At 68.9% G+C, this 20,288-nt stretch carries 16 protein-coding genes and 2 tRNA genes; 15 read left to right on the top strand and 3 right to left on the bottom strand.

Annotated elements, in window-relative coordinates; all coding sequences use genetic code 11:
* Positions 1 to 33: 33 nt before the first annotated feature.
* Positions 34 to 1,200: an acyltransferase family protein gene (locus ACH4RG_RS15375; protein ID WP_397916841.1), complete on the bottom strand. Its 1,167-nt coding sequence runs from the start codon at positions 1,198 to 1,200 to the stop codon at positions 34 to 36.
* 524 nt (positions 1,201 to 1,724) lie between these two features.
* Between ACH4RG_RS15375 and ACH4RG_RS15370 the strand changes: the two genes are divergently transcribed.
* Positions 1,725 to 1,919 carry a hypothetical protein gene (locus ACH4RG_RS15370; RefSeq protein ID WP_026290750.1) on the top strand — a complete coding sequence of 65 codons (195 nt, stop codon included), beginning with the start codon at positions 1,725 to 1,727 and terminating at the stop codon, positions 1,917 to 1,919.
* A 113-nt stretch (positions 1,920 to 2,032) separates the two neighbouring features.
* Here the strand turns inward: ACH4RG_RS15370 and ACH4RG_RS15365 are convergent.
* A tRNA-Gly gene (locus ACH4RG_RS15365) sits at positions 2,033 to 2,106 on the bottom strand.
* A gap of 178 nt (positions 2,107 to 2,284) precedes the next feature.
* Between ACH4RG_RS15365 and ACH4RG_RS15360 the strand changes: the two genes are divergently transcribed.
* From ACH4RG_RS15360 to clpX, 5 genes are all read left to right on the top strand, one after another.
* Positions 2,285 to 2,361 (top strand) — tRNA-Pro (locus ACH4RG_RS15360).
* A 150-nt stretch (positions 2,362 to 2,511) separates the two neighbouring features.
* Complete coding sequence (tig, locus tag ACH4RG_RS15355) at positions 2,512 to 3,912, top strand: trigger factor (RefSeq protein ID WP_397916840.1); 1,401 nt, start codon at positions 2,512 to 2,514, stop codon at positions 3,910 to 3,912.
* Between the two features lie 311 nt (positions 3,913 to 4,223).
* The gene (locus tag ACH4RG_RS15350; RefSeq protein WP_169808568.1) at positions 4,224 to 4,829 is read left to right on the top strand and encodes an ATP-dependent Clp protease proteolytic subunit; all 606 of its coding nucleotides are present in this window, start codon (positions 4,224 to 4,226) and stop codon (positions 4,827 to 4,829) included.
* Between the two features lie 82 nt (positions 4,830 to 4,911).
* A complete protein-coding gene (locus ACH4RG_RS15345) occupies positions 4,912 to 5,595 on the top strand; it encodes an ATP-dependent Clp protease proteolytic subunit (RefSeq protein WP_006124415.1) in 684 nt (227 codons plus the stop codon).
* Between the two features lie 156 nt (positions 5,596 to 5,751).
* Positions 5,752 to 7,050: an ATP-dependent Clp protease ATP-binding subunit ClpX gene (gene clpX, locus ACH4RG_RS15340; protein ID WP_097866919.1), complete on the top strand. Its 1,299-nt coding sequence runs from the start codon at positions 5,752 to 5,754 to the stop codon at positions 7,048 to 7,050.
* An 88-nt stretch (positions 7,051 to 7,138) separates the two neighbouring features.
* On the opposite strand, the gene ACH4RG_RS15335 is transcribed toward clpX, so the two are convergent.
* Positions 7,139 to 8,164 (bottom strand): hypothetical protein, encoded by a 1,026-nt coding sequence (locus ACH4RG_RS15335; RefSeq protein WP_397916839.1) that lies wholly within the window; start codon positions 8,162 to 8,164, stop codon positions 7,139 to 7,141.
* A 138-nt stretch (positions 8,165 to 8,302) separates the two neighbouring features.
* Here ACH4RG_RS15335 and ACH4RG_RS15330 point away from each other — a divergent pair, with 138 nt between their 5' ends.
* The 9 genes from ACH4RG_RS15330 (at position 8,303) to rodA (ending at position 20,287) form a co-directional block, all read left to right on the top strand.
* A complete protein-coding gene (locus ACH4RG_RS15330) occupies positions 8,303 to 10,924 on the top strand; it encodes a valine--tRNA ligase (protein ID WP_398539651.1) in 2,622 nt (873 codons plus the stop codon).
* Between the two features lie 135 nt (positions 10,925 to 11,059).
* On the top strand, positions 11,060 to 12,583 hold the full coding sequence (locus ACH4RG_RS15325; protein ID WP_397916837.1) for a bifunctional folylpolyglutamate synthase/dihydrofolate synthase: 1,524 nt from the start codon (positions 11,060 to 11,062) through the stop codon (positions 12,581 to 12,583).
* Between the two features lie 7 nt (positions 12,584 to 12,590).
* Entirely contained in the window at positions 12,591 to 12,944 is a 354-nt protein-coding gene (locus ACH4RG_RS15320) for a DUF4233 domain-containing protein (RefSeq protein ID WP_397928112.1), read from the top strand.
* A gap of 219 nt (positions 12,945 to 13,163) precedes the next feature.
* Positions 13,164 to 13,577, top strand: coding sequence for a nucleoside-diphosphate kinase (gene ndk, locus ACH4RG_RS15315; RefSeq protein ID WP_397916835.1), 414 nt, complete (start codon positions 13,164 to 13,166; stop codon positions 13,575 to 13,577).
* A 288-nt stretch (positions 13,578 to 13,865) separates the two neighbouring features.
* On the top strand, positions 13,866 to 14,885 hold the full coding sequence (locus tag ACH4RG_RS15310; RefSeq protein ID WP_018959187.1) for a rod shape-determining protein: 1,020 nt from the start codon (positions 13,866 to 13,868) through the stop codon (positions 14,883 to 14,885).
* A 198-nt stretch (positions 14,886 to 15,083) separates the two neighbouring features.
* Complete coding sequence (gene mreC / locus ACH4RG_RS15305; protein ID WP_397916834.1) at positions 15,084 to 16,133, top strand: rod shape-determining protein MreC; 1,050 nt, start codon at positions 15,084 to 15,086, stop codon at positions 16,131 to 16,133.
* Between the two features lie 11 nt (positions 16,134 to 16,144).
* A complete protein-coding gene (gene mreD, locus ACH4RG_RS15300; protein ID WP_397916833.1) occupies positions 16,145 to 16,810 on the top strand; it encodes a rod shape-determining protein MreD in 666 nt (221 codons plus the stop codon).
* A gap of 61 nt (positions 16,811 to 16,871) precedes the next feature.
* The gene (mrdA, locus tag ACH4RG_RS15295; RefSeq protein WP_397916832.1) at positions 16,872 to 19,094 is read left to right on the top strand and encodes a penicillin-binding protein 2; all 2,223 of its coding nucleotides are present in this window, start codon (positions 16,872 to 16,874) and stop codon (positions 19,092 to 19,094) included.
* Entirely contained in the window at positions 19,094 to 20,287 is a 1,194-nt protein-coding gene (gene rodA, locus ACH4RG_RS15290) for a rod shape-determining protein RodA (RefSeq protein WP_397916831.1), read from the top strand. Before mrdA ends, rodA begins: the two co-directional genes overlap by 1 nt.
* Position 20,288: the final 1 nt, after the last annotated feature.

Genomic DNA, 20,288 nt, shown 5'->3' with positions numbered 1-20,288 from the left:
GGCAGTTCCGTGAACGGCCGGTCCGCCACGGGCTCAGCGGCCCGCGGGATCCTTCCGGAACGCCCACTTCAGCTCCGGCTCGGTGGCCCACTTCAGGGCGCGCCCCACCCATGGGGTGCACATGAGCGTCACCGCCGCCGCCGCGGTGAGCGAGACGACGACCAGCCCGACCGGGTCGGAGAGCCAGGTGTGGCGGTCGAACAGGCCCGCGTACTCGGCGCCCTTGACCAGGAAGCCGTGCAGCAGGTAGCCGCAGATCGTTCCGGCGCCGAGCGCCGTGAACCACCGGGCCCGGCCGGGCACCCAGGCCAGGAAGCCGACCGTCAGCGCCAGGGCGCAGCCGAACATCGCGAGCGTCATCACCGCGCCGGACCACCACGGCGCGTCCATCTCCTGCGCGCTGTTGGCGCGGTAGAACCAGCCGAGCTCCATGCGCGGGGCCATCCAGTACGCGAAGAGCAGCGCACCGGCGAACAGCGGCAGCGACAGCAGCCGCACCTCGCGCCGCCTGACCAGCTGGAAGTGCTCGGGCTTCATCAGCAGGCCGAGCACGAAGAACGGCAGGAACTGCAGCACCCGCTGGAGGTCGAGGTCGTCGCCGATCTCGGGGGAGACGGAGGCGAGCACGGCGACGGCGAGCGCCACCGGCAGCGGATGGCGCAGCGCGCGCCAGATCGGCGTGGTCACCCGCCAGATGAAGAGGGCGATCAGGAACCAGGTCAGGAAGAACGGGTCGATCAGACTGATCGCCATGTCGGGCGAATCGTCCGCGTACCGCTTGAAGAGCGAATAAGCCGTCTCGAACAGCACGTACGGCACCGCGACCGAGGTGATCAGCCGCTTCACCTTGGACGGTGTCATGTCGAACGAGCGGGAGAAGTAGCCGGAGATGAGGATGAAGGCCGGCATGTGGAACGTGTACACGATCATGTACAGCGCCCGGGTGGCGCGGCTGCCGTCCATCACGGGTTCCCAGGCGTGCGCCACCGCCACGAGAACGATGGCCAGATACTTCACATTGTCGAAGTAGGGATCGCGCTTCCTCGCCGCCGCGGGCGCCGGGGCGGCGGCTTCCCGAGCGCTGGGCCCGGGTGCGGGCCGGGGTGCGGTGGCGGTGAGCGTCTGCTCGTGTCTGGGCTCCGACTCCCGGGTCGCCGGGGGGAGCGGGGCCCTCTGAAATACGCTCGGAGCTTGGAACATCTAAGGCACCTTAGACCGGTCGATTGCCTCGCGTAAAACTGCCGGGAGATATCGCGTGTTCCCCTCTATTCGAATGTGAAACCGTCGAACACCGCCCGCTATCGCATGCTTGATCCCGCTTAAATAGTGCATATCGGCAGGGTGTTGGGTGAAGTGAATTACGTCGCATCCACACGGTCAATTGCCTGTGAATGAAGTGTGGGGATGCGGAAACGATCATCGTGGTGGATATCCGGCCGCAGGAATGTCACAGCCGACGCACAGGTGGCGCGAGAGTCCCTGGCCCCTGCGCGCTTCCCCGGTGCGGACCGGTGCGCTGCGGTGCGGTGCGGTGCGGAGCGGGGGTCGTGCCGCGCCCGTCGCGGGGGTGGCGCCGTCCCGTGAAGGATGGCGGGATCCCGTCAGTCCGTTCCGTCACCCGGCAGCAACCACGGGGGAGTTGGTGGCACGATGGGGGCGACGGGGCGCGCGGTGGTGCACGCTTCCGGGCCGGCAAGGCGGACCGACCGAGGGTGTGATCAGGCGTGGCTATTTCACTGTCTATGGTGCTGCTGTTCGCGGTCATCCTGGTGGTAATGATCCGTGGTGGCTCCATCAAGGCCGGTCCCGCGATCGTCGCCGTGCTCTTCGGCTTCTTCCTGGCGTCGACCGGCATGGCGCCGTCGATCAACAGGTTCATGAACTCGATAGCCGACACCATCAACCAGATCAGCTTCTGAGGTCGGGGTCGGCGGTCGGGGTCGGCGGTCGGGCCCCGGACCGGGCTCCCGAAGCAGCGCGACGCACGAGGGCCGGGCCGGAGGATCATCCTCCGGCCCGGCCCTCGACTGCGTGGAGCGGGCGACGGGAATCGAACCCGCGTAGCTAGTTTGGAAGACTAGGGCTCTACCATTGAGCTACGCCCGCAAGCGTCGCACCGCAGGTCCGTGGACCGCGGCACGAAGAGCATCGTAGCGGGTCGGCGGCGGTGCCCGCACACCTGTTGTGCCGACCGCCGGTCCGGCCGCGGGCCGTACCCCCTGACGCCGCTCCGTAAAGCGGCGGAACCACGGCTCCGGTGCATGTACCCTACGTGTCGCACCGACGGGGTGTGGCGCAGCTTGGTAGCGCGTCCGCTTTGGGAGCGGAAGGTCGTCGGTTCGAATCCGGCCACCCCGACCACCAGCAAGATCGCATTGTGGGAGTCATCCCCCTTGCCGTTACTATGCAAAATGCGTGCCCGTGTGTCTGATGTACCGGGCTCGGTCCGCGAAGCCGCCAATCGGCGGCCCAGCAGAACCCCAAGAAGTCAGCCACCAAGGAGACCGAACCGTGAAGAGCGCCGTGGAGACCCTGAACCCGACCCGGGTTCGGCTCAGCATTGAGGTGCCCTTCGAGGAGCTCAAGGACAGCCTCGACGCGGCGTACAAGAAGATCAACCAGCAGGTCACGGTGAAGGGCTTCCGCAAGGGCAAGATCCCCGCCCGGATCATCGACCAGCGGTTCGGCCGCGGTGCGGTGCTGGAGGAGGCCGTCAACGAGGCCCTCCCGAAGTTCTACACCGAGGCGGTCAACGAGGGTGAGCTGAACGTCCTCGGCCAGCCCGAGGTCGACATCACCGAGCTGAAGGACGGCGAGCTGCTGGCCTTCACCGCCGAGGTTGACGTACGCCCCGAGATCGAGATCCCGGACTACTCCGGCATCGAGGTCACCGTCGATGCCCTTGAGGTCACCGACGAAGAGGTCGAGAAGGCCGTGGAGCAGCTCCGCGAGCGCTTCGCCGCCACCAACCCGGTCGAGCGCGCCGCCGCCGACGGCGACGTCGTCACGATCGACCTGGAGGCCAAGGTCGACGGCGAGGTCCTGGAGGACGGCGTGGCCGACGGTGTCTCGTACACCATCGGTTCCGGCGAGCTCCTCGAAGGCATCGACGAGGCCGTGACCGGCCTGGAGGCCGGTGGCGAGGCCACCTTCACCTCCGAGCTGAAGGGCGGCTCCGCCGAGGGCAAGGCCGCGGAGGTCACCGTCAAGGTCACCGCCGTCGCCGCCCGTGAGCTCCCCGAGCTGGACGACGACTTCGCCCAGATGGCCAGCGAGTTCGACACGCTGGAGGAGCTGAAGGCCGACAGCCGCAAGCGCCTGGAGACGACCAAGCAGTACGACCAGGCCACGCAGGCCCAGGAGCGCGTGCTGGAGGAGCTGCTGAAGCTCGCCGAGGTCCCGATCCCGGAGAAGCTGCTCGCGGACGAGGTGCAGACCCGCAAGCACAACCTGGAGCACCACCAGCTCGGCCAGATGGGCCTCGACCTCGAGAAGTACCTCGAAATCCAGGGCAAGACGCTGGAGGAGTTCGAGAACGAGACCTCCGAGCAGGCCATCAAGGGCATCAAGACCCAGTTCATCCTTGACGAGCTCGTCAACAAGGAGAAGCTGAACGTCAACCAGGAGGAGCTCACCGAGCACCTCATGCGGCGCGCTGCCTCCTCCGGCATGAGCCCCGACCAGTTCGCCCAGGCCGTCGTCGAGGGTGGCCAGGTGCCGATGCTCGTCGGCGAGGTCGCCCGCGGCAAGGCGCTCGCCGTCGTCGTCGAGGCCGCCAAGGTCGTCGACACCAACGGTGAGGTCGTCGACCTGGAGGACGAGGAAGAGGCCGCCGAGGCCACCGCCGAGACCACGGAGGCGCCCGCCGAGGCCGCCACCGAGGACAAGGCCGAGGAGAAGAACGAGGCCTGAGCCTCGTCCCGATCCCCAGGGCGGCCTTCGCGCCGCCCGGCACGACGGGCCCCGGACGCTCCACGCGTCCGGGGCCCGTCGCCGTATCGCGGCGTGGTGTGCCGTATCGCTGTGCGAGCCCCGGAACCCTTGTGCCCACTGCGGACCTTGCGCTCCCAGCGAACAGTTGCGGAAGCGGGATGGCGTTGTCCCACCTGCGCGTTAGGGTCCATGAAGAGGAAGGGTGGGGCAGTGACTTCACCCGCCCGGTACGAAGACGCTGAGACGGCCGGAGCCGTCAGAGACGAGCAGGTGGATACGTGACGAATCTGATGCCCTACGCCGCCGGAGAGCCGTCCCTCGGTGGAGGCCTCGGTGACCAGGTCTACAGCCGACTGCTCGGCGAGCGCATCATCTTCCTGGGTCAGCAGGTCGACGATGACATCGCCAACAAGATCACCGCACAGCTTCTCCTCCTTGCCGCGGAGCCCGACAAGGACATCTACCTCTACATCAACAGCCCCGGTGGTTCGGTGACGGCCGGCATGGCGGTCTACGACACCATGCAGTACATCCCGAACGACGTCGTCACCATCGGCATGGGCATGGCCGCCTCCATGGGCCAGTTCCTGCTCACCGGCGGCGCCGCGGGCAAGCGCTTCGCGCTCCCGAACACCGACATCCTCATGCACCAGGGTTCGGCCGGCATCGGCGGAACGGCCTCGGACATCAAGATCCAGGCCCAGTACCTGCTCCGTACCAAGACGCGGATGGCGGAGATCACCGCCCGCCACTCCGGCCAGACCGTCGAGACGATCATCCGCGACGGCGACCGCGACCGCTGGTACACGGCGGAGGAGGCCAAGGACTACGGCCTCATCGACGAGATCATCACGGTCGCGTCGGGCATCCCGGGCGGCGGCGGCACCGGTGCCTGATCCGGTTCCCACCGGACCGGCCGCACCACCTCCCGCACGCCTCTCGCACGCCGAGACCTCCAGCCCACAGAACGCCACCAGGATGGTGAACACCCACATGAACAACTTCTCCGGCGCCTCCGCGAGCGGCCTCTACACCGGCCCGCAGGTGGACAACCGCTACGTCGTCCCGCGCTTCGTGGAGCGCACCTCGCAGGGCGTGCGCGAGTACGACCCGTACGCGAAGCTCTTCGAGGAGCGCGTGATCTTCCTGGGCGTCCAGATCGACGACGCCTCGGCCAACGACGTCATGGCGCAGCTGCTGTGCCTGGAGTCGATGGACCCCGACCGCGACATCTCGATCTACATCAACAGCCCCGGCGGCTCGTTCACCGCGCTCACCGCGATCTACGACACGATGCAGTTCGTGAAGCCGGACATCCAGACGGTCTGCATGGGCCAGGCGGCCTCCGCCGCCGCCGTCCTGCTCGCCGCGGGCACCCCGGGCAAGCGCATGGCGCTCCCGCACGCCCGGGTGCTCATCCACCAGCCGTCCTCGCAGACGGGCCGCGAGCAGCTCTCCGACCTGGAGATCGCGGCCAACGAGATCCTCCGCATGCGCACGCAGCTGGAGGAGATGCTGGCCCGGCACTCGACGACCCCGCTGGAGAAGATCAGCGAGGACATCGAGCGCGACAAGATCCTCACGGCCGAGGACGCCCTGGCGTACGGTCTGGTGGACCAGATCGTTAGCACCCGCAAGACCACCGCGGGCGCATCGCTCTGACGTCGGTCTTTCCCCTTGGCACATTCCGTTTGCGCGGCCACGGCCGTGTGAACCGTGCCAAGGGGGGCCCGAACGGGGGCCCAGGCAAGGTACCGTCGGACAGAGGCACCAGGAGTCGCTGAACCAGGCGTCTCCCAGGCGAAGGGGATTCACCTCGTGGCACGCATCGGTGATGGCGGCGACCTGCTCAAGTGCTCGTTCTGCGGAAAGAGCCAGAAGCAGGTGAAGAAGCTCATCGCGGGACCCGGTGTGTACATCTGCGACGAGTGCATCGATCTCTGCAACGAGATCATCGAGGAGGAGCTCGCGGAGACGAGCGAGGTGCGCTGGGAGGAGCTTCCCAAGCCTCGTGAGATCTACGAGTTCCTGGAGGGGTACGTCGTCGGGCAGGAGCCCGCGAAGAAGGCCCTCTCGGTCGCGGTGTACAACCACTACAAGCGGGTCCAGGCCGGGGAGAACGGCGGCGGCGCCCATCGCGAGGACGCGATCGAGCTGGCCAAGTCGAACATCCTCCTGCTGGGCCCCACGGGTTCCGGTAAGACGCTGCTCGCGCAGACGCTGGCCCGCATGCTCAACGTCCCGTTCGCCATCGCGGACGCGACGGCGCTGACGGAGGCCGGCTATGTCGGCGAGGACGTCGAGAACATCCTGCTCAAGCTGATCCAGGCGGCCGACTACGACGTCAAGAAGGCCGAGACCGGGATCATCTACATCGACGAGATCGACAAGGTCGCCCGCAAGAGCGAGAACCCGTCGATCACCCGCGATGTCTCCGGCGAGGGCGTCCAGCAGGCCCTGCTGAAGATCCTGGAGGGCACCACCGCCTCCGTACCGCCGCAGGGCGGACGAAAGCACCCGCACCAGGAGTTCATCCAGATCGACACGACGAACGTGCTGTTCATCGTGGGCGGCGCGTTCTCCGGTCTGGAGAAGATCATCGAGTCCCGGGCCGGTGCCAAGGGCATCGGTTTCGGCGCCACGATCCGCTCCAAGCTGGAGATCCAGGCGAGCGACCAGTTCCAGGAGGTCATGCCGGAGGACCTGGTGAAGTTCGGGATGATCCCCGAGTTCATCGGCCGTCTCCCCGTGCTGACCTCGGTCCACAACCTGGACCGCGAGGCTCTGCTCCAGATCCTCATCGAGCCGCGCAACGCCTTGGTCAAGCAGTACGAGCGCCTCTTCGAACTCGACGGTGTGGAGCTGGAGTTCGAGCGCGAGGCGCTGGAGGCCATCGCCGACCAGGCGATCCTGCGCCAGACCGGCGCACGCGGTCTGCGCGCGATCATGGAGGAAGTCCTCCAGTCCGTGATGTACGAGGTCCCGTCCCGCAAGGACGTCGCCCGCGTCGTCATCACTCCCGACGTCGTCCGCAACAACGTCAACCCGACGCTGGTCCCGCGCGAGCCGCGCACGATCGGCAAGAACGACGGCGGCCGGCACGAGAAGTCGGCCTAGCCGCAGAAGACTCGACCACGCCGAAGGGGCGCCCGCCGGATGAACCGGCGGGCGCCCCTTCGGCGTTGAGCGATCAGATCGGACCGGATCAGATCTTGGTGCGGGAGGTGTCGTAGAGCTTGGCGGCGAGGTCGGCCATCTCCTCCTGCGGAACGGACTTCTCCGTCAGCGCCGAGGCGACGTCGAGACCGGCGACGATGCCCACCGTGCTGTAGTCGGCCCAGATGCAGACCGGCATGGCGAACTCCTTCGGCCCCTTCGTGGAGGCGGAGCTGCCCTGGCTGGTGTCCACCTTGAGTTCCTGGCACTTCATCAGCGCACCGTCGAAGCCGTCCGGCTTGAACTCCTTGGGGCTGCCCACCCAGGAGGCCTTGTTGCCGTCGCTGGTGCCGCCGGTGCCGGCGTCCTTCGTCATGTTCTTCTCGGCCTTGGCGAACGCGCCGTCGAGCGTCTTCGCAGGGTCCGAGATCTCGCCCCAGACGCCCTCGAAGATGAGCACCTTCTGCGCCAGCGGATTGTCCTTGCTGCCGCTCTGGTACTGGGCCCCCGCCTTGTTGGCGTCCTTGACGCCCATGGCCTCGGCCTCGGCCTTGTCCTCACCGGTAACCGGGCCGGATGCCGCGGGCTTGGAGGGATTCTTCGTGTAATCCTCCACGGACGCCGGGGGCGTCAGCTTGTACCCCTTCGTGGAGTCCGCCACGTCACCGCTGCCGCCGCCCGAGGTCAGGAAGTACACCCCGCCCGCGATGACCGCCAGGGCCACCACGGCCACGCCCACGATCAGGCCGGTCTTCTTCTTCGGCTGCTGCGGCTGTTGCCCGTCGTACCCCGGCTGCCCGCCGTACGGAGGCGCCGGCGGCTGCTGGCCGTAGGGGCCGGGCTGCTGGGCCTGCGGGTAGCCGTAACCCTGCTGAGGCTGCTGCGGCTGCCCGTACGGGTTCGGCTGCTGCGGAGGGACGCCCTGAGGGGCCTGCTGCGGGTAGCCGTAGCCGGGCTGGCCCTGAGGGGGGCCCTGGGGCGGCGGGGCCCCGTACGGGCCCGGCTGCTGTCCGTACGGTCCGGGCTGGCCCTGCGGCGGCTGCCCGCCGTACGGGCCCGGCTGGTTGTAGCTCATTGCGGTGTCCCCTCGTGAATTCCTTATGCGTTGCGAACATCCTGACGGAAGCCGTCCTGACATGGGGGATCGGGTCGGACACCGTTACTGAACTAACCCGTTTCAGTGCAGACCTGTGACGGCCCTAAACTGTCTCCCGTGACCGAGAACACTCAGCAGCCAAGCGCCAGCAACCCCGAACTGCCGACCCAGTACGCGCCGGCCGACGTAGAGGGGAAGTTGTACGAGCGCTGGGTGGAGCGCGGGTACTTCGAAGCCGACGAGCACAGCGACAAGCCGCCGTACAGCATCGTCATCCCGCCGCCGAACGTCACCGGCTCCCTCCACCTGGGTCACGCCTTCGAGCACACCCTGATCGACGCCCTCGTCCGCCGGAAGCGGATGCAGGGCTACGAGGCGCTGTACCAGCCGGGCATGGACCACGCGGGCATCGCCACCCAGAACGTCGTCGAGCGCGAGCTCGGCAAGGAGGGCAAGTCCCGCCACGACCTGGGCCGCGAGGCCTTCGTCGAGCGCGTCTGGCAGTGGAAGAACGAGTCCGGCGGCCAGATCTCCGGCCAGATGCGCCGCCTCGGCGAGGGCGTCGCCTGGTCCCGCGAGCGCTTCACCATGGACGAGGGCCTGTCCAAGGCCGTCCAGACCGTCTTCAAGCAGATGTTCGACGACGGGCTGATCTACCGCGCCGAGCGCATCATCAACTGGTGCCCCCGCTGTCTCACCGCGATCTCCGACATCGAGGTCGAGTACCAGGAGGACGACGGCGAGCTCGTCTCCATGACGTACGGGGACGGGGACGAGACCATCGTCGTCGCCACCACCCGCGCCGAGACGATGCTCGGTGACACCGCCGTCGCCGTCCACCCCGACGACGAGCGCTACCAGCACCTGGTCGGCAAGCAGATCAGCCTGCCGCTGACCGACCGCACCATTCCCGTCGTCGCCGACCACCACGTCGACCCGGAGTTCGGCACGGGCGCGGTCAAGGTGACGCCCGCCCACGACCCGAACGACTTCGAGATCGGCAAGCGCCACGACCTGCCGTTCCTCACGGTCCTGGACGAGCGCGCCGTCATCACCGTCCCCGGACCCTTCCAGGGCCTGGACCGGCTGGAGGCCCGCTCCGCCATCGTCGCCGCCCTGCGCGCCGAGGGCCGGATCGTCGCCGAGAAGCGGCCCTACGTCCACTCCGTCGGGCACTGCTCGCGCTGCAAGACCACCATCGAGCCGCGCCTCTCCCTCCAGTGGTGGGTCAAGGTCGCCCCGCTCGCCAAGGCCGCCGGTGACGCGGTCCGCGACGGCAGCGTCAAGATCCACCCGCAGGAGATGGAGAAGCGCTACTTCGACTGGGTCGACAACCTCCACGACTGGACGATCTCGCGCCAGCTCTGGTGGGGCCACCGCATCCCCGTCTGGTACGGCCCGAACGGCGAGGTCGTCTGCGTCGGACCCGACGAGGCGGCGCCCACCGGCGAGGGCTGGACCCAGGACAGCGATGTCCTGGACACCTGGTTCTCCTCCGGCCTGTGGCCGTTCTCCACCCTCGGCTGGCCCGAACGGACCGACAGTCTCGCGAAGTTCTATCCGAACTCCGTCCTGGTCACCGGCTACGACATCCTCTTCTTCTGGGTCGCCCGGATGATGATGTTCGGCCTGTACGTCAACGACGGCGTCCCGCCGTTCTCCACCATCGTCCTGCACGGCATGGTCCGCGACGAGCACGGCAAGAAGATGTCGAAGTCCTTCGGCAACGTGGTCAACCCGCTGGACTGGATGGACAAGTACGGCTCCGACGCCCTGCGCTTTACCCTCGCGCGCGGCGCCAACCCCGGCACCGACGTGCCCATCGGCGAGGAGTGGGTCCAGGGTTCGGCGAAGTTCTCCAACAAGATCTGGAACGCCACCCGCTTCGCCCTGATGAACGGCGCCACGATCGAGGGCGAGCTGCCCCCGGTCGAGGAGATGTCCGTCACCGACCGCTGGATCCTGTCCCGTCTGAACAAGACGGTCGCCGACGTCGACGCGTTCTACGACGACTTCCAGTTCGCCAAGATCAGCGAGTCGCTGCGCCACTTCGCGTGGGACGAGGTCTTCGACTGGTACGTCGAGCTGTCCAAGACCACGTTCTTCGCGGGCGGCCGCCCGGCCGAGGTCTCGGGCCGGGTCCTCGGCGAGGTCCTGGACGTGATGCTGCGGCTGCTGCACCCGATCGTCCCGTTCGTCACGGAGGCGTTGTGGACCGCGCTCACCGGGCGCGAGTCGATCGTCATCGCCGAGTGGCCGGGCGACTCCGGCTTCCGCGACGACGCCGCCGAGAAGGAGATCGAGCTGGTCCAGCAGGTCGTCACCGAGGTCCGCCGCTTCCGCAACGACCAGGGCCTCCAGCCCGGTCAGAAGGTCCCGGCCGAGCTGACCCTGACCGGCACGGAGCTCGCCCCGCACGAGGCGGCCATCCGCCAGCTGCTGCGTCTCCAGCCCGCCGGGGACGACTTCCAGGCCACCGCGTCGCTCCCGGTCGCCGGTGCCACCGTCGCCCTGGACCTCTCCGGCACCATCGACGTGCCGGCCGAGCGCAAGCGCCTCACGAAGGACCTGGAGGCCGCGCGCAAGGAGAAGGCGCAGGCGGAGGGCAAGCTCGGCAACGAGGCCTTCCTGGCCAAGGCCCCGGACAACGTGGTCGACAAGATCCGCGGCCGGCTCTCCAAGGCCGAGGCCGACATCGAGCGGATCGGCACCCAGCTGGCGGCCCTCCCGCAGAGCTGATGTCCTGAAGCCGGAGCCCCCGCACCCCGACCGACCGGGGCGCGGGGGCTTCGCCGTACGCCCTGTCGTGCCTCGCCCGTCCCCGCTCCGCCGGGCGCTGCGCGCGATGTCGGCACCCATCCGTAGACTGGGCGCGTGAGTGAGCCCCGCCCTTCAGACCGGCACGACGCGCCCGATCCCGACGACACCTTCGAGGAGATCGTCGACGAGGCGACCCAGCGCGACCCCGACCTGGCGGTGATCGAGGCCGGGAGCCGCACACTGCGCGCCCACTCGGGGCAGCCCCAGGGCGAAGCGGTCCCGGCCCGCCCGGCCGACCCCGAGACCGACAAGGCGCTGCGCGCGGTGGAGCAGGAGCTCGCCGGACGCTGGGGCGAGACCAAGCTGGAGCCGTCCGTCACGCGCATCGCCGCGCTGATGGACGTCCTCGGCGAGCCGCAGCGCGCCTACCCCTCCATCCACATCACCGGCACCAACGGCAAGACCAGCACGGCCCGCATGATCGAGGCCCTGCTCAACGCCTTCGAGCTGCGCACCGGCCGCTACACCTCCCCGCACGTCCAGTCGATCACCGAGCGGATCAGCCTCGACGGCTCCCCGATCACACCCGAGCGGTTCATCGAGACGTACGAGGACGTCAAGCCGTACGTCGAGATGGTCGACGCCCAGCAGCCCTACCGGCTCTCCTTCTTCGAGGTGCTCACCGGCATGGCGTACGCGGCCTTCGCCGACGCGCCCGTCGACGTGGCGGTCGTCGAGGTCGGCATGGGCGGCGCCTGGGACGCGACGAACGTCATCGACTCCACGGTCGCCGTCGTCACCCCCATCTCGCTGGACCACACCGACCGGCTCGGCACCACGCCGGCCGAGATCGCCGGCGAGAAGTCCGGGGTCATCAAGCAGGGCGCCACGGTCATCCTGGCGCAGCAGCCGGTGGACGCCGCGCAGGTGATGCTCAAGAAGGCCGTCGAGGTCGACGCCACCGTGGCCCGCGAGGGCATGGAGTTCGGCGTCACCTCCCGCGAGATCGCGGTCGGCGGGCAGCTCCTGACGCTGCGCGGGCTGGGCGGTGAGTACACGGACATCTTCCTTCCGCTGTACGGGGCCCACCAGGCGCACAACGCCGCGGTGGCGCTCTCGGCCGTCGAGGCGTTCTTCGGCATCGGCGCCGAGCAGGCCCGCTCCCTCGACATCGACGCGATCCGCAAGGCGTTCGCCTCGGTGCTCTCGCCCGGCCGCCTGGAGGTCGTGCGCTCCAGCCCGACCGTCGTGCTGGACGCCGCGCACAACCCGGCGGGGGCCAAGGCGGCGGCGGACGGAATCTCCGAGGCGTTCAGCTTCTCCCGGCTGATCGGCGTGGTCGGCACGAGCGGCGACAAGGACGCCCGCGGGCTCCTGGAGGCCTTCGAGCCGATCTTCGCGGAGATCGTCGTCACGCAGAACTCCACCGCCCGCGCGATGGACGCGGACGAGCTGGCCGCGATCGCCGTCGAGGTCTTCGGCGACGACCGGGTCCAGGTCGAGCCGCGTCTCGACGACGCGCTGGAGGCGGCGATCACGCTGGCCGAGGAAGAAGACGAGTACGCGGGCGCCGGGGTGCTGGTGACCGGATCCGTGATCACGGTCGGCGAAGCCCGGCTGCTGCTGGGAAGGGGCTGAGGGAGAGATGCGGACGCTCTGCGCCTCGACGCTGATCGGCGAGTTCTTCGTGATCGGTTTCGCCGGTCTCGTCGCGATGAAGCTGGACGACGCCTCCATGGCCGTGGTCTGGACGGTGTGCGGCATCGGCATGGCCCTCTCCGTGCTGCTGTGCGGAATGATCACCCGGCCCGGCGGTGTCCAGCTGGGCTGGGCGCTCCAGGTCGCTCTGGTCCTGAGCGGGTTCGTGGTCCCGACGATGTTCATCCTGGGTCTGGCCTTCGGCGGTCTGTGGTGGGCCTCGATCCACTACGGGCGCAAGATCGACGAGGCCAAGGCCGACTGGGCCGCCCGGCAGGAAGCCGAAGAGGCCACGGCTTGAGGCCCTGAGGCCCTGATCTCTCGGGCCCGGGCCGGCCCTCGCCGCGTCCGGGTCTCCGGATCGTGCCGGGCCCGCCGACACGCGCGGCCGGCTCCTTCGGCCCCCGGACATCCGGGGCCCGAAGGTGACCCTGGGTGAACCCGGGCGCAGACCCGCCCCCGAGCCCCTGTAATCTCGCCCTCACCGCACCCGTATGCCTGGCCTTGCAAGGAGCCGTACATGACCCAGCGCACTCTCGTCCTGCTCAAGCCCGACGCGGTCCGCCGTGGCCTGATCGGCGAGATCGTCGGCCGCATCGAGCGCAAGGCGGACTGGCGGATCACCGCGCTGGAGCTGCGCACCCTGGACCACGAGACGCTGGAGCAGCACTACGGCGAGCACAAGGGCCGCCCGTTCTACGAGCCGCTCATGGAGTTCATGCAGTCCGGCCCCGTCGTCGCCCTGGTGGCCGAAGGTGAGCGGGTCATCGAGGGTGTCCGCGCCCTGGCCGGCCCCACCGACCCGATCGCCGCCGCGCCCGGGTCCATCCGTGGTGACTTCGGCACGATCACCCGCGAGAACCTCATCCACGCCTCGGACTCCGAGGAGTCCGCGGAGCGAGAACTGAAGCTCTTCTTCCCGGGACTTTCCTGACCCGATCGGCCAAACAGCGCTGTACGCCTGGGGCGACCGAAGTAATTCGGTCGCCCCTCGGCATAGGGTTTGGGATCGCGGGAACGCATCCCTTCGACGTAACGTCACCATGGGTAGAACGGGCACCCGTTCCGCTCACACTGGCGAAGGACCCTCGCGCTGTGTCCGTGCATACGGCACTACGATGGAAGCTTCCACGCCCGCAGCGCCAACCTCGCCTACCAGAACAAGCCATCTTCGCTACCTGGGAAGGCCCGACGCATCCTCATGGGGAACAAGGGGAACTCAATGTCGTTCATCGGCCGTGACATGGCTATCGACCTCGGGACTGCCAACACGCTGGTGTACGTCAGGGGGCGCGGCATCGTTCTGAACGAGCCGTCCGTCGTGGCCATCAACACCAACACCGGCGGAATTCTGGCGGTCGGCTCCGAGGCCAAGAAGATGATCGGGCGCACACCGGGCAACATCGTTGCCGTGCGGCCTCTGAAGGACGGCGTGATCGCCGACTTCGAGATCACCGAGCGGATGCTCCGCTACTTCATCCTCAAGATCCACAAGCGTCGCTACCTGGCCCGCCCCCGCGTCGTCGTCTGTGTGCCCTCCGGTATCACCGGGGTCGAGCGCCGCGCCGTCATCGAGGCGTCCACGCAGGCCGGCGCGCGCCAGGTGCACATCATCGAGGAGCCGATGGCCGCGGCCATCGGCTCGGGCCTGCCGGTCCACGAGGCCACCGGGAACATGGTCGTCGACATCGGCGGCGGAACCACCGAGGTCGCCGTGATCTCGCTCGGCGGCATCGTCACCGCCCAGTCGATCCGCACCGCCGGTGACGAGCTGGACAACGCGATCATCCAGCACATCAAGAAGGAGTACTCGCTCCTCCTCGGTGAGAGGTCCGCGGAACAGATCAAGATCACCATCGGTTCGGCGTTCGACCTGGAGAAGGACGAGCACACCGAGATCCGCGGCCGCGACCTGGTCTCCGGGCTGCCCAAGACGGTCGTCATCTCGGCCGCCGAGGTCCGCAAGGCCATCGAGGAACCGGTCAACGCGATCGTCGACGCAGTGAAGACGACGCTCGACAAGTGCCCGCCCGAGCTGTCCGGCGACATCATGGACCGCGGCATCGTCCTCACCGGCGGCGGCGCGCTGCTGCGCGGTCTGGACGAGCGGCTGCGCCACGAGACGGGCATGCCGATCCACATCGCCGAGGACCCGCTGGACTCGGTGGCGCTCGGCTCCGGCAAGTGCGTCGAGGAGTTCGAGGCGCTCCAGCAGGTGCTGGACGCCCAGCCCCGCCGCTAGAGCGTCTCCGGGAGGCGGCCCCCACGGGGGACACCACCCGATCCGGCGAGCGGACGCTGACGCTCCGTCCGCCGGATCGTTGATATAGATCGTTGCTGTACCTGTTCCGACGCGGAGACACATCGACGCGGCGGACGCACGCACAGCGACGTACACACAGGCACGAACATTCCGACGAGGAAGGCACGGCCGCCGCACGTGAGGGACACACGAGAGAGCCGGCTGCTCCTGGTGCTGCTGATCGCCATCGCATTCGCCCTGATCACGGTGGATATCCGAGGCGGCGAGGAGTCACCGGTCGACGGCGCGAGGCAGGCCGCGGCCACCGTCTTCGGGCCGGTCGAGAACGGCGTGGCGGCAGCGGTCGACCCGGTGGGCAACGCCATAGGCGCGGTACGGGACTCCGGCAACCGGCACGACCGCATCTCCACCCTGGAGCAGGAGAACGCCGCGCTGAAGGCCAGGCTCGGCAGCGACGACCGCACCAACAGCCGGGTCCGTCAGCTCGACGCCATGCTGAAGAACGCGGGCGCCGGACAGTACGGCATCAAGGGCGCCGAGGTCATCGCCATAGGAGCGGCCCAGGGCTTCTCCTGGACGGTCACCATCGACGCCGGGGCCGACGACGGTATCCGCCGCGACATGACCGTCCTCAACGGGGAGGGGCTGGTCGGCCGGGTCACGACCGTCGGCCCCAACACCGCGACGGTCCTGCTCGCCAACGACCCGGACTTCACCGTCGGCACCCGGATGGAGAAGACCGACGAGCTCGGCTTCGCCACCGGCCAGGGCTCCCGCCCGCTGTCGGTGCAGTTCCTCAACGGCAAGGCCAAGGTGAAGGCCGGCGACCGGCTGGTCACCTTCGGCTCCAGCAAGGACAAGCCCTTCGTGCCCGGCGTCCCGGTTGGCGAGGTCGTCCGCGTCGACCCCTCCGGCGGCGCACTGACCCGGACCGTCTACGTGAAGCCGTACGTCGGGTTCACCAAGCTCGACATCGTCGGCGTCGTCGTCCAGGCGCCCCGCGAGGACCCGCGCGACATGGTCCTGCCCAAGCAGCCCGCCAAGAAGAAGCCGAAGCCGACCCCCACGGTCACCGTCACCGTCCAGCCCAACGGAGACCTGGTGGACGGTTCCGGCAAGGTCGTCGGCAACGTCAACGAACAGCAGGGCGGCGACGCCGCCGGTGACGCGGCAGGCGACCAGCAGGGCAACGCCCAACCCGACAACGCGGCCAACGACCAGGAGTAGAGCTGATCCCCATGCGCATCAACCGGACTCTGCTCTCGATCGTCCTGGTCGTCATCGCCCTCGTCGTCCAGGTCTCCGTCCTCGCCCGCCTCCAGCTCCCCGGGGCCGTGCCCGACCTGCTGCTCCTCACCGTCCTCGGCCTCGCCTTCGTGTACGGGCCGGTCAGCGGCTCCCTCATCGGCTTCGGCGCGGGCCTCCTCGCGGACCTGGCCCCGCCCGCCGACCACGCCGCCGGACGCTACGCCCTGGTGCTCTGCGTCATCGGCTACCTCGCGGGCCTGGCCCGGCCGGAGAACGGTCAACTGAAGTCCGCCTTCGCCCCGATGGCCGTGGTCGTCGCCGCCGCGATCGGCTCGACCCTGCTGTACGCGGGCGTCGGCGCCCTCGTCGGCGACACCGCCGCCCGCCATGTGGGCCTGGGCAGCCTGCTGTTCACGGCCGCGATCTACGATCTGCTGCTGGCGCCCTTCGTGGTGCCGCTGATCATGGCGCTGGCCAGACGCACCGAGAACGATCCGCTCGCCGAGGCCTCGTCCGGCGGCAACGACGTCGCCGCCGGCTGGCTCGCCTCGGGCACCGGTCTGCGGATCGGCAACCAGCGCGGCGGGCTGCGCGTCAAGGCCGCCCGCAACCGCGCCGCCCGCGCGGGCCGGATCAAGGGGGTCAAGCGCCTGTGAGGCCGTGTTTCCCGGGGGACGACCCCCGTACCCCCAGCAGGACCACCATCGGGGGCACCGCGTGAGCAACATTCCCGAGACCGGGCGGACCCAGCGGGTCCAGATCCGGCTCATCGTCATCCAGGTACTCGTCTTCTCGCTGCTGCTCACCCTCGGCGGGCGGCTGTGGTACCTCCAGATCCGCAACGGCGACGAGTACACCGCCGAAGCCGCGGGCAACGGCGTGCAGCAGGTCGTCCAGCCCGCCGTGCGCGGCTCGATCCTCGACGCCCGCGGTGTCCCGCTCGCCGACAACGAGACCCGCCTCGTCGTCTCCGCGAGCCGCACCGAGCTGCTGAAGATGAAGGACGACGGAGTCGGCGTCCTCACCCGCCTCGCCGACGTCCTGGACATGAAGGCGAGCGACGTCCGGGACAAGGTCCGCCTCTGCGACTCCAAGACCCCCCAGCCCTGCTGGAACGGATCGCCGTACCAGCCGATCCCGGTCACCGACGAGGCCACCACCCAGCAGGCCCTCCAGATCCGCGAGCGCGCCGAGGACTTCCCCGGCATCACCGCCGAACCCACCGCCGTACGCCGCTACGCCGCACCCGGCAAGGCGAAGACCGCACAGGTCCTCGGCTACCTCTCGCCCGTCACCGACGAGGAGATCCAGAAGGCGCAGGACGGCCCGTCGCCCTACCTCCGCTCCGACCAGGTCGGCCGCTCCGGCCTGGAGCGCACGTACGACAAGGAGCTGCGCGGCAAGGCGGGCGTCACCCGCTACGAGGTCGACAACCTCGGCCGCGTCATGGGCGAGGCGGAGAACGACCCGGCGGTCTCCGGCTCCACCCTCGTCACCAGCCTCGACGCCCGCGTCCAGGCGGTGGCCGAGCACGAGCTGGCCGCCGCGATGAAGCTGGTCCGCGGCGAGACCGACAAGATCACCGGCCGGAAGTACGAGGCCGACTCCGGCGCCGTCGTCGTGATGGAGTCCAAGACGGGCCGCATCGTGTCGATGGCCTCCCAGCCCGACTACGACCCCAACGCCTGGGTCGGCGGTATCTCCGGCAAGCAGTACGCCAAGCTCACGAGCAAGAAGTCCAATTACCCGCTGCTCAACCGGGCCATCCAGGGTCAGGCCCCCGCCGGCTCGATCTTCAAGGTGGTCTCCGCCAGCGCCGCCGTGCGCGCCGGCCACGCCTTCGACGACCTCTACCAGTGCAGCAGCTCCTACAGCCTGGGCAGCCAGACCTTCGCCAACTTCGAGTCCCAGGGCCACGGCCCCATCACCCTCGGCGACGCGCTCAAGTACTCCTGCAACACCGTCTTCTACCGTCTCGGCCACGAGGAGTGGGCGAAGGACGGCGGCATAAAGCCGAAGAAGGACGCCAAGGACTGGTTCTACCGCACCGCCCGCGACTTCGGGCTCGGCTCCGAGACCGGCATCGACCTGCCCAACGAGGTCAAGGGCCGCATCCCGGACCGCCAGTGGAAGCAGGACTTCTGGGCGGCCAACAAGGACGCCTGGTGCAAGGAGGGCAAGAAGGGCGGCACCTACGTCCAGCAGATCGCGTACGAGAGCTGCCTCGAGGGCAACCAGCTCAAGGCCTACGACAGCATCAACTACTCGATCGGCCAGGGTGACGTGCTCGTCACGCCCATCCAGATGGCCACCGCCTACGCCGCCATCAGCAACGGCGGCACCCTCCACGAGCCCACCGTCGGCAAGGCCGTGATCAGCCCCGACGGCAAGACCGTCCAGGAGATCAAGCCCAAGGTCGGCGGCAAGCTGCCGGTCAAGGCCCAGACCATCAAGGACCTCGACAAGGGGCTGCGCTCGGTGGTCGAGCCCGGCGGCACCGCCGCCTGGCGGTTCGGCGGCTGGCCGCAGGACAAGATCCCGATGCGCGCCAAGACCGGTACCGCCCAGGTGTACGGCAAGCAGACCACCGGATGGTTCGCGACCTACACCGACGACTACACGATCGTCATGACGATCTCCCAGGGCGGCACCGGCTCCGGCTCCGCCGGGCCCGCCGTCCGCAACATCTACAACGCGCTCTACGGACTCGACGCCGAGGGCAACCAGGACAAGAAGAAGGCCCTGCTGCCGAAGCCCCAGAAGGCGCTGCCGAAGATCCAGCCCGACGGCTCGATCTACGCGCCGAAGGTCAAGCCCTACGACCCCACTCCGGCCGAGCCCCAGGAACAGCCGGGCGGACAGGAACCCCAGTTGCCCCTGCCGCCCGGAGGCCAGCCCGGACTCACCGGATCGCCGGCGTCGAACGGGAGGCAGCCCTGATGGCAGGTGGATTCTCCGTCTCCCGCTACGGCCCCGACGAGGGCTCCTGGGCCAAGCTGACCGCCCGCGACTCCCTCGCGCGGCGGCTGGACTGGCCGTTGCTCGGGGCGGCGCTCGCGCTCTCGTTCCTCGGCGCGCTGCTCGTGTGGTCCGCGACCCGCAACCGCGACCACCTCACCCAGGGCGACCCGTACTTCTTCCTCCTGAGGCACGCCCTCAACACCGGCATCGGCCTCGCCCTGATGATCGGCACGATCTGGCTCGGCCACCGCACGCTGCGCGGGGCCGTCCCGGTCCTCTACGGCATCTCCGTGCTGCTGGTCCTGGCGGTCCTCACCCCGCTCGGCACCACGGTCAACGGCGCCCACGCGTGGATCAAGCTCCCCGCCGGCTTCTCGATCCAGCCCTCCGAGTTCACGAAGATCACCATCATCCTCGTGATGGCGATGCTGCTGGCGGCCCGTGTCGACGCGGGCGACCAGGTCCACCCCGACCACCGGACCGTCGCCAAGGCGCTGGGCCTCGCCGCCATCCCCATGGCCATCGTCATGCTGATGCCGGACCTCGGTTCGGTGATGGTCATGGCCGTCATCGTCCTCGGCGTCCTGCTGGCCTCCGGCGCCTCCAACCGCTGGGTCTTCGGCCTCCTCGGCGCGGGCGTGGGCGGGGCCGTCGCCATCTGGCAGCTCGGTCTGCTCGACGACTACCAGATCGCCCGGTTCGCCGCCTTCGCCAACCCCGCGCTCGACCCGGCGGGCGTCGGCTACAACACCAACCAGGCCCGCATCGCGATCGGCTCCGGCGGACTCACCGGCACCGGCCTCTTCGAAGGCACCCAGACCACCGGCCAGTTCGTGCCCGAGCAGCAGACCGACTTCGTCTTCACCGTCGCCGGCGAGGAACTGGGCTTCCTCGGCGCGGGGCTGATCATCGTGCTCCTGGGCGTCGTCCTGTGGCGCGCCTGCCGGATCGCCCGCGAGACCACCGAGCTGTACGGCACGGTCGTCGCCGCCGGGATCATCGCCTGGTTCGCCTTCCAGTCCTTCGAGAACATCGGCATGACGCTCGGCATCATGCCCGTCGCCGGGCTGCCGCTGCCCTTCGTCTCCTACGGCGGATCCTCGATGTTCGCCGTCTGGGTGGCGATCGGTCTCTTGCAGTCCATCCGGGTCCAACGGCCGATGTCCGCCTGAA

It is taken from the genome of Streptomyces sp. NPDC021019 (genome assembly GCF_044333295.1).
Taxonomy (GTDB): domain Bacteria; phylum Actinomycetota; class Actinomycetes; order Streptomycetales; family Streptomycetaceae; genus Streptomyces.
This window is presented reverse-complemented; position numbering and strand designations above follow the sequence as displayed.

Excerpts from the sequence above, each read along its gene's own strand:
- ACH4RG_RS15345 (WP_006124415.1), top strand. The coding sequence starts at position 4,912 with ATGGTGAACACCCACATGAACAACTTCTCCGGCGCCTCCGCGAGCGGC.
- rodA (WP_397916831.1), top strand. The coding sequence starts at position 19,094 with ATGGCAGGTGGATTCTCCGTCTCCCGCTACGGCCCCGACGAGGGCTCC.
- ACH4RG_RS15375 (WP_397916841.1), bottom strand. The coding sequence starts at position 1,200 with ATGTTCCAAGCTCCGAGCGTATTTCAGAGGGCCCCGCTCCCCCCGGCG.
- mreD (WP_397916833.1), top strand. The coding sequence starts at position 16,145 with ATGCGCATCAACCGGACTCTGCTCTCGATCGTCCTGGTCGTCATCGCC.
- ACH4RG_RS15350 (WP_169808568.1), top strand. The coding sequence starts at position 4,224 with ATGCCCTACGCCGCCGGAGAGCCGTCCCTCGGTGGAGGCCTCGGTGAC.
- ACH4RG_RS15320 (WP_397928112.1), top strand. The coding sequence starts at position 12,591 with ATGCGGACGCTCTGCGCCTCGACGCTGATCGGCGAGTTCTTCGTGATC.
- ACH4RG_RS15335 (WP_397916839.1), bottom strand. The coding sequence starts at position 8,164 with ATGAGCTACAACCAGCCGGGCCCGTACGGCGGGCAGCCGCCGCAGGGC.
- ACH4RG_RS15310 (WP_018959187.1), top strand. The coding sequence starts at position 13,866 with ATGTCGTTCATCGGCCGTGACATGGCTATCGACCTCGGGACTGCCAAC.
- ndk (WP_397916835.1), top strand. The coding sequence starts at position 13,164 with ATGACCCAGCGCACTCTCGTCCTGCTCAAGCCCGACGCGGTCCGCCGT.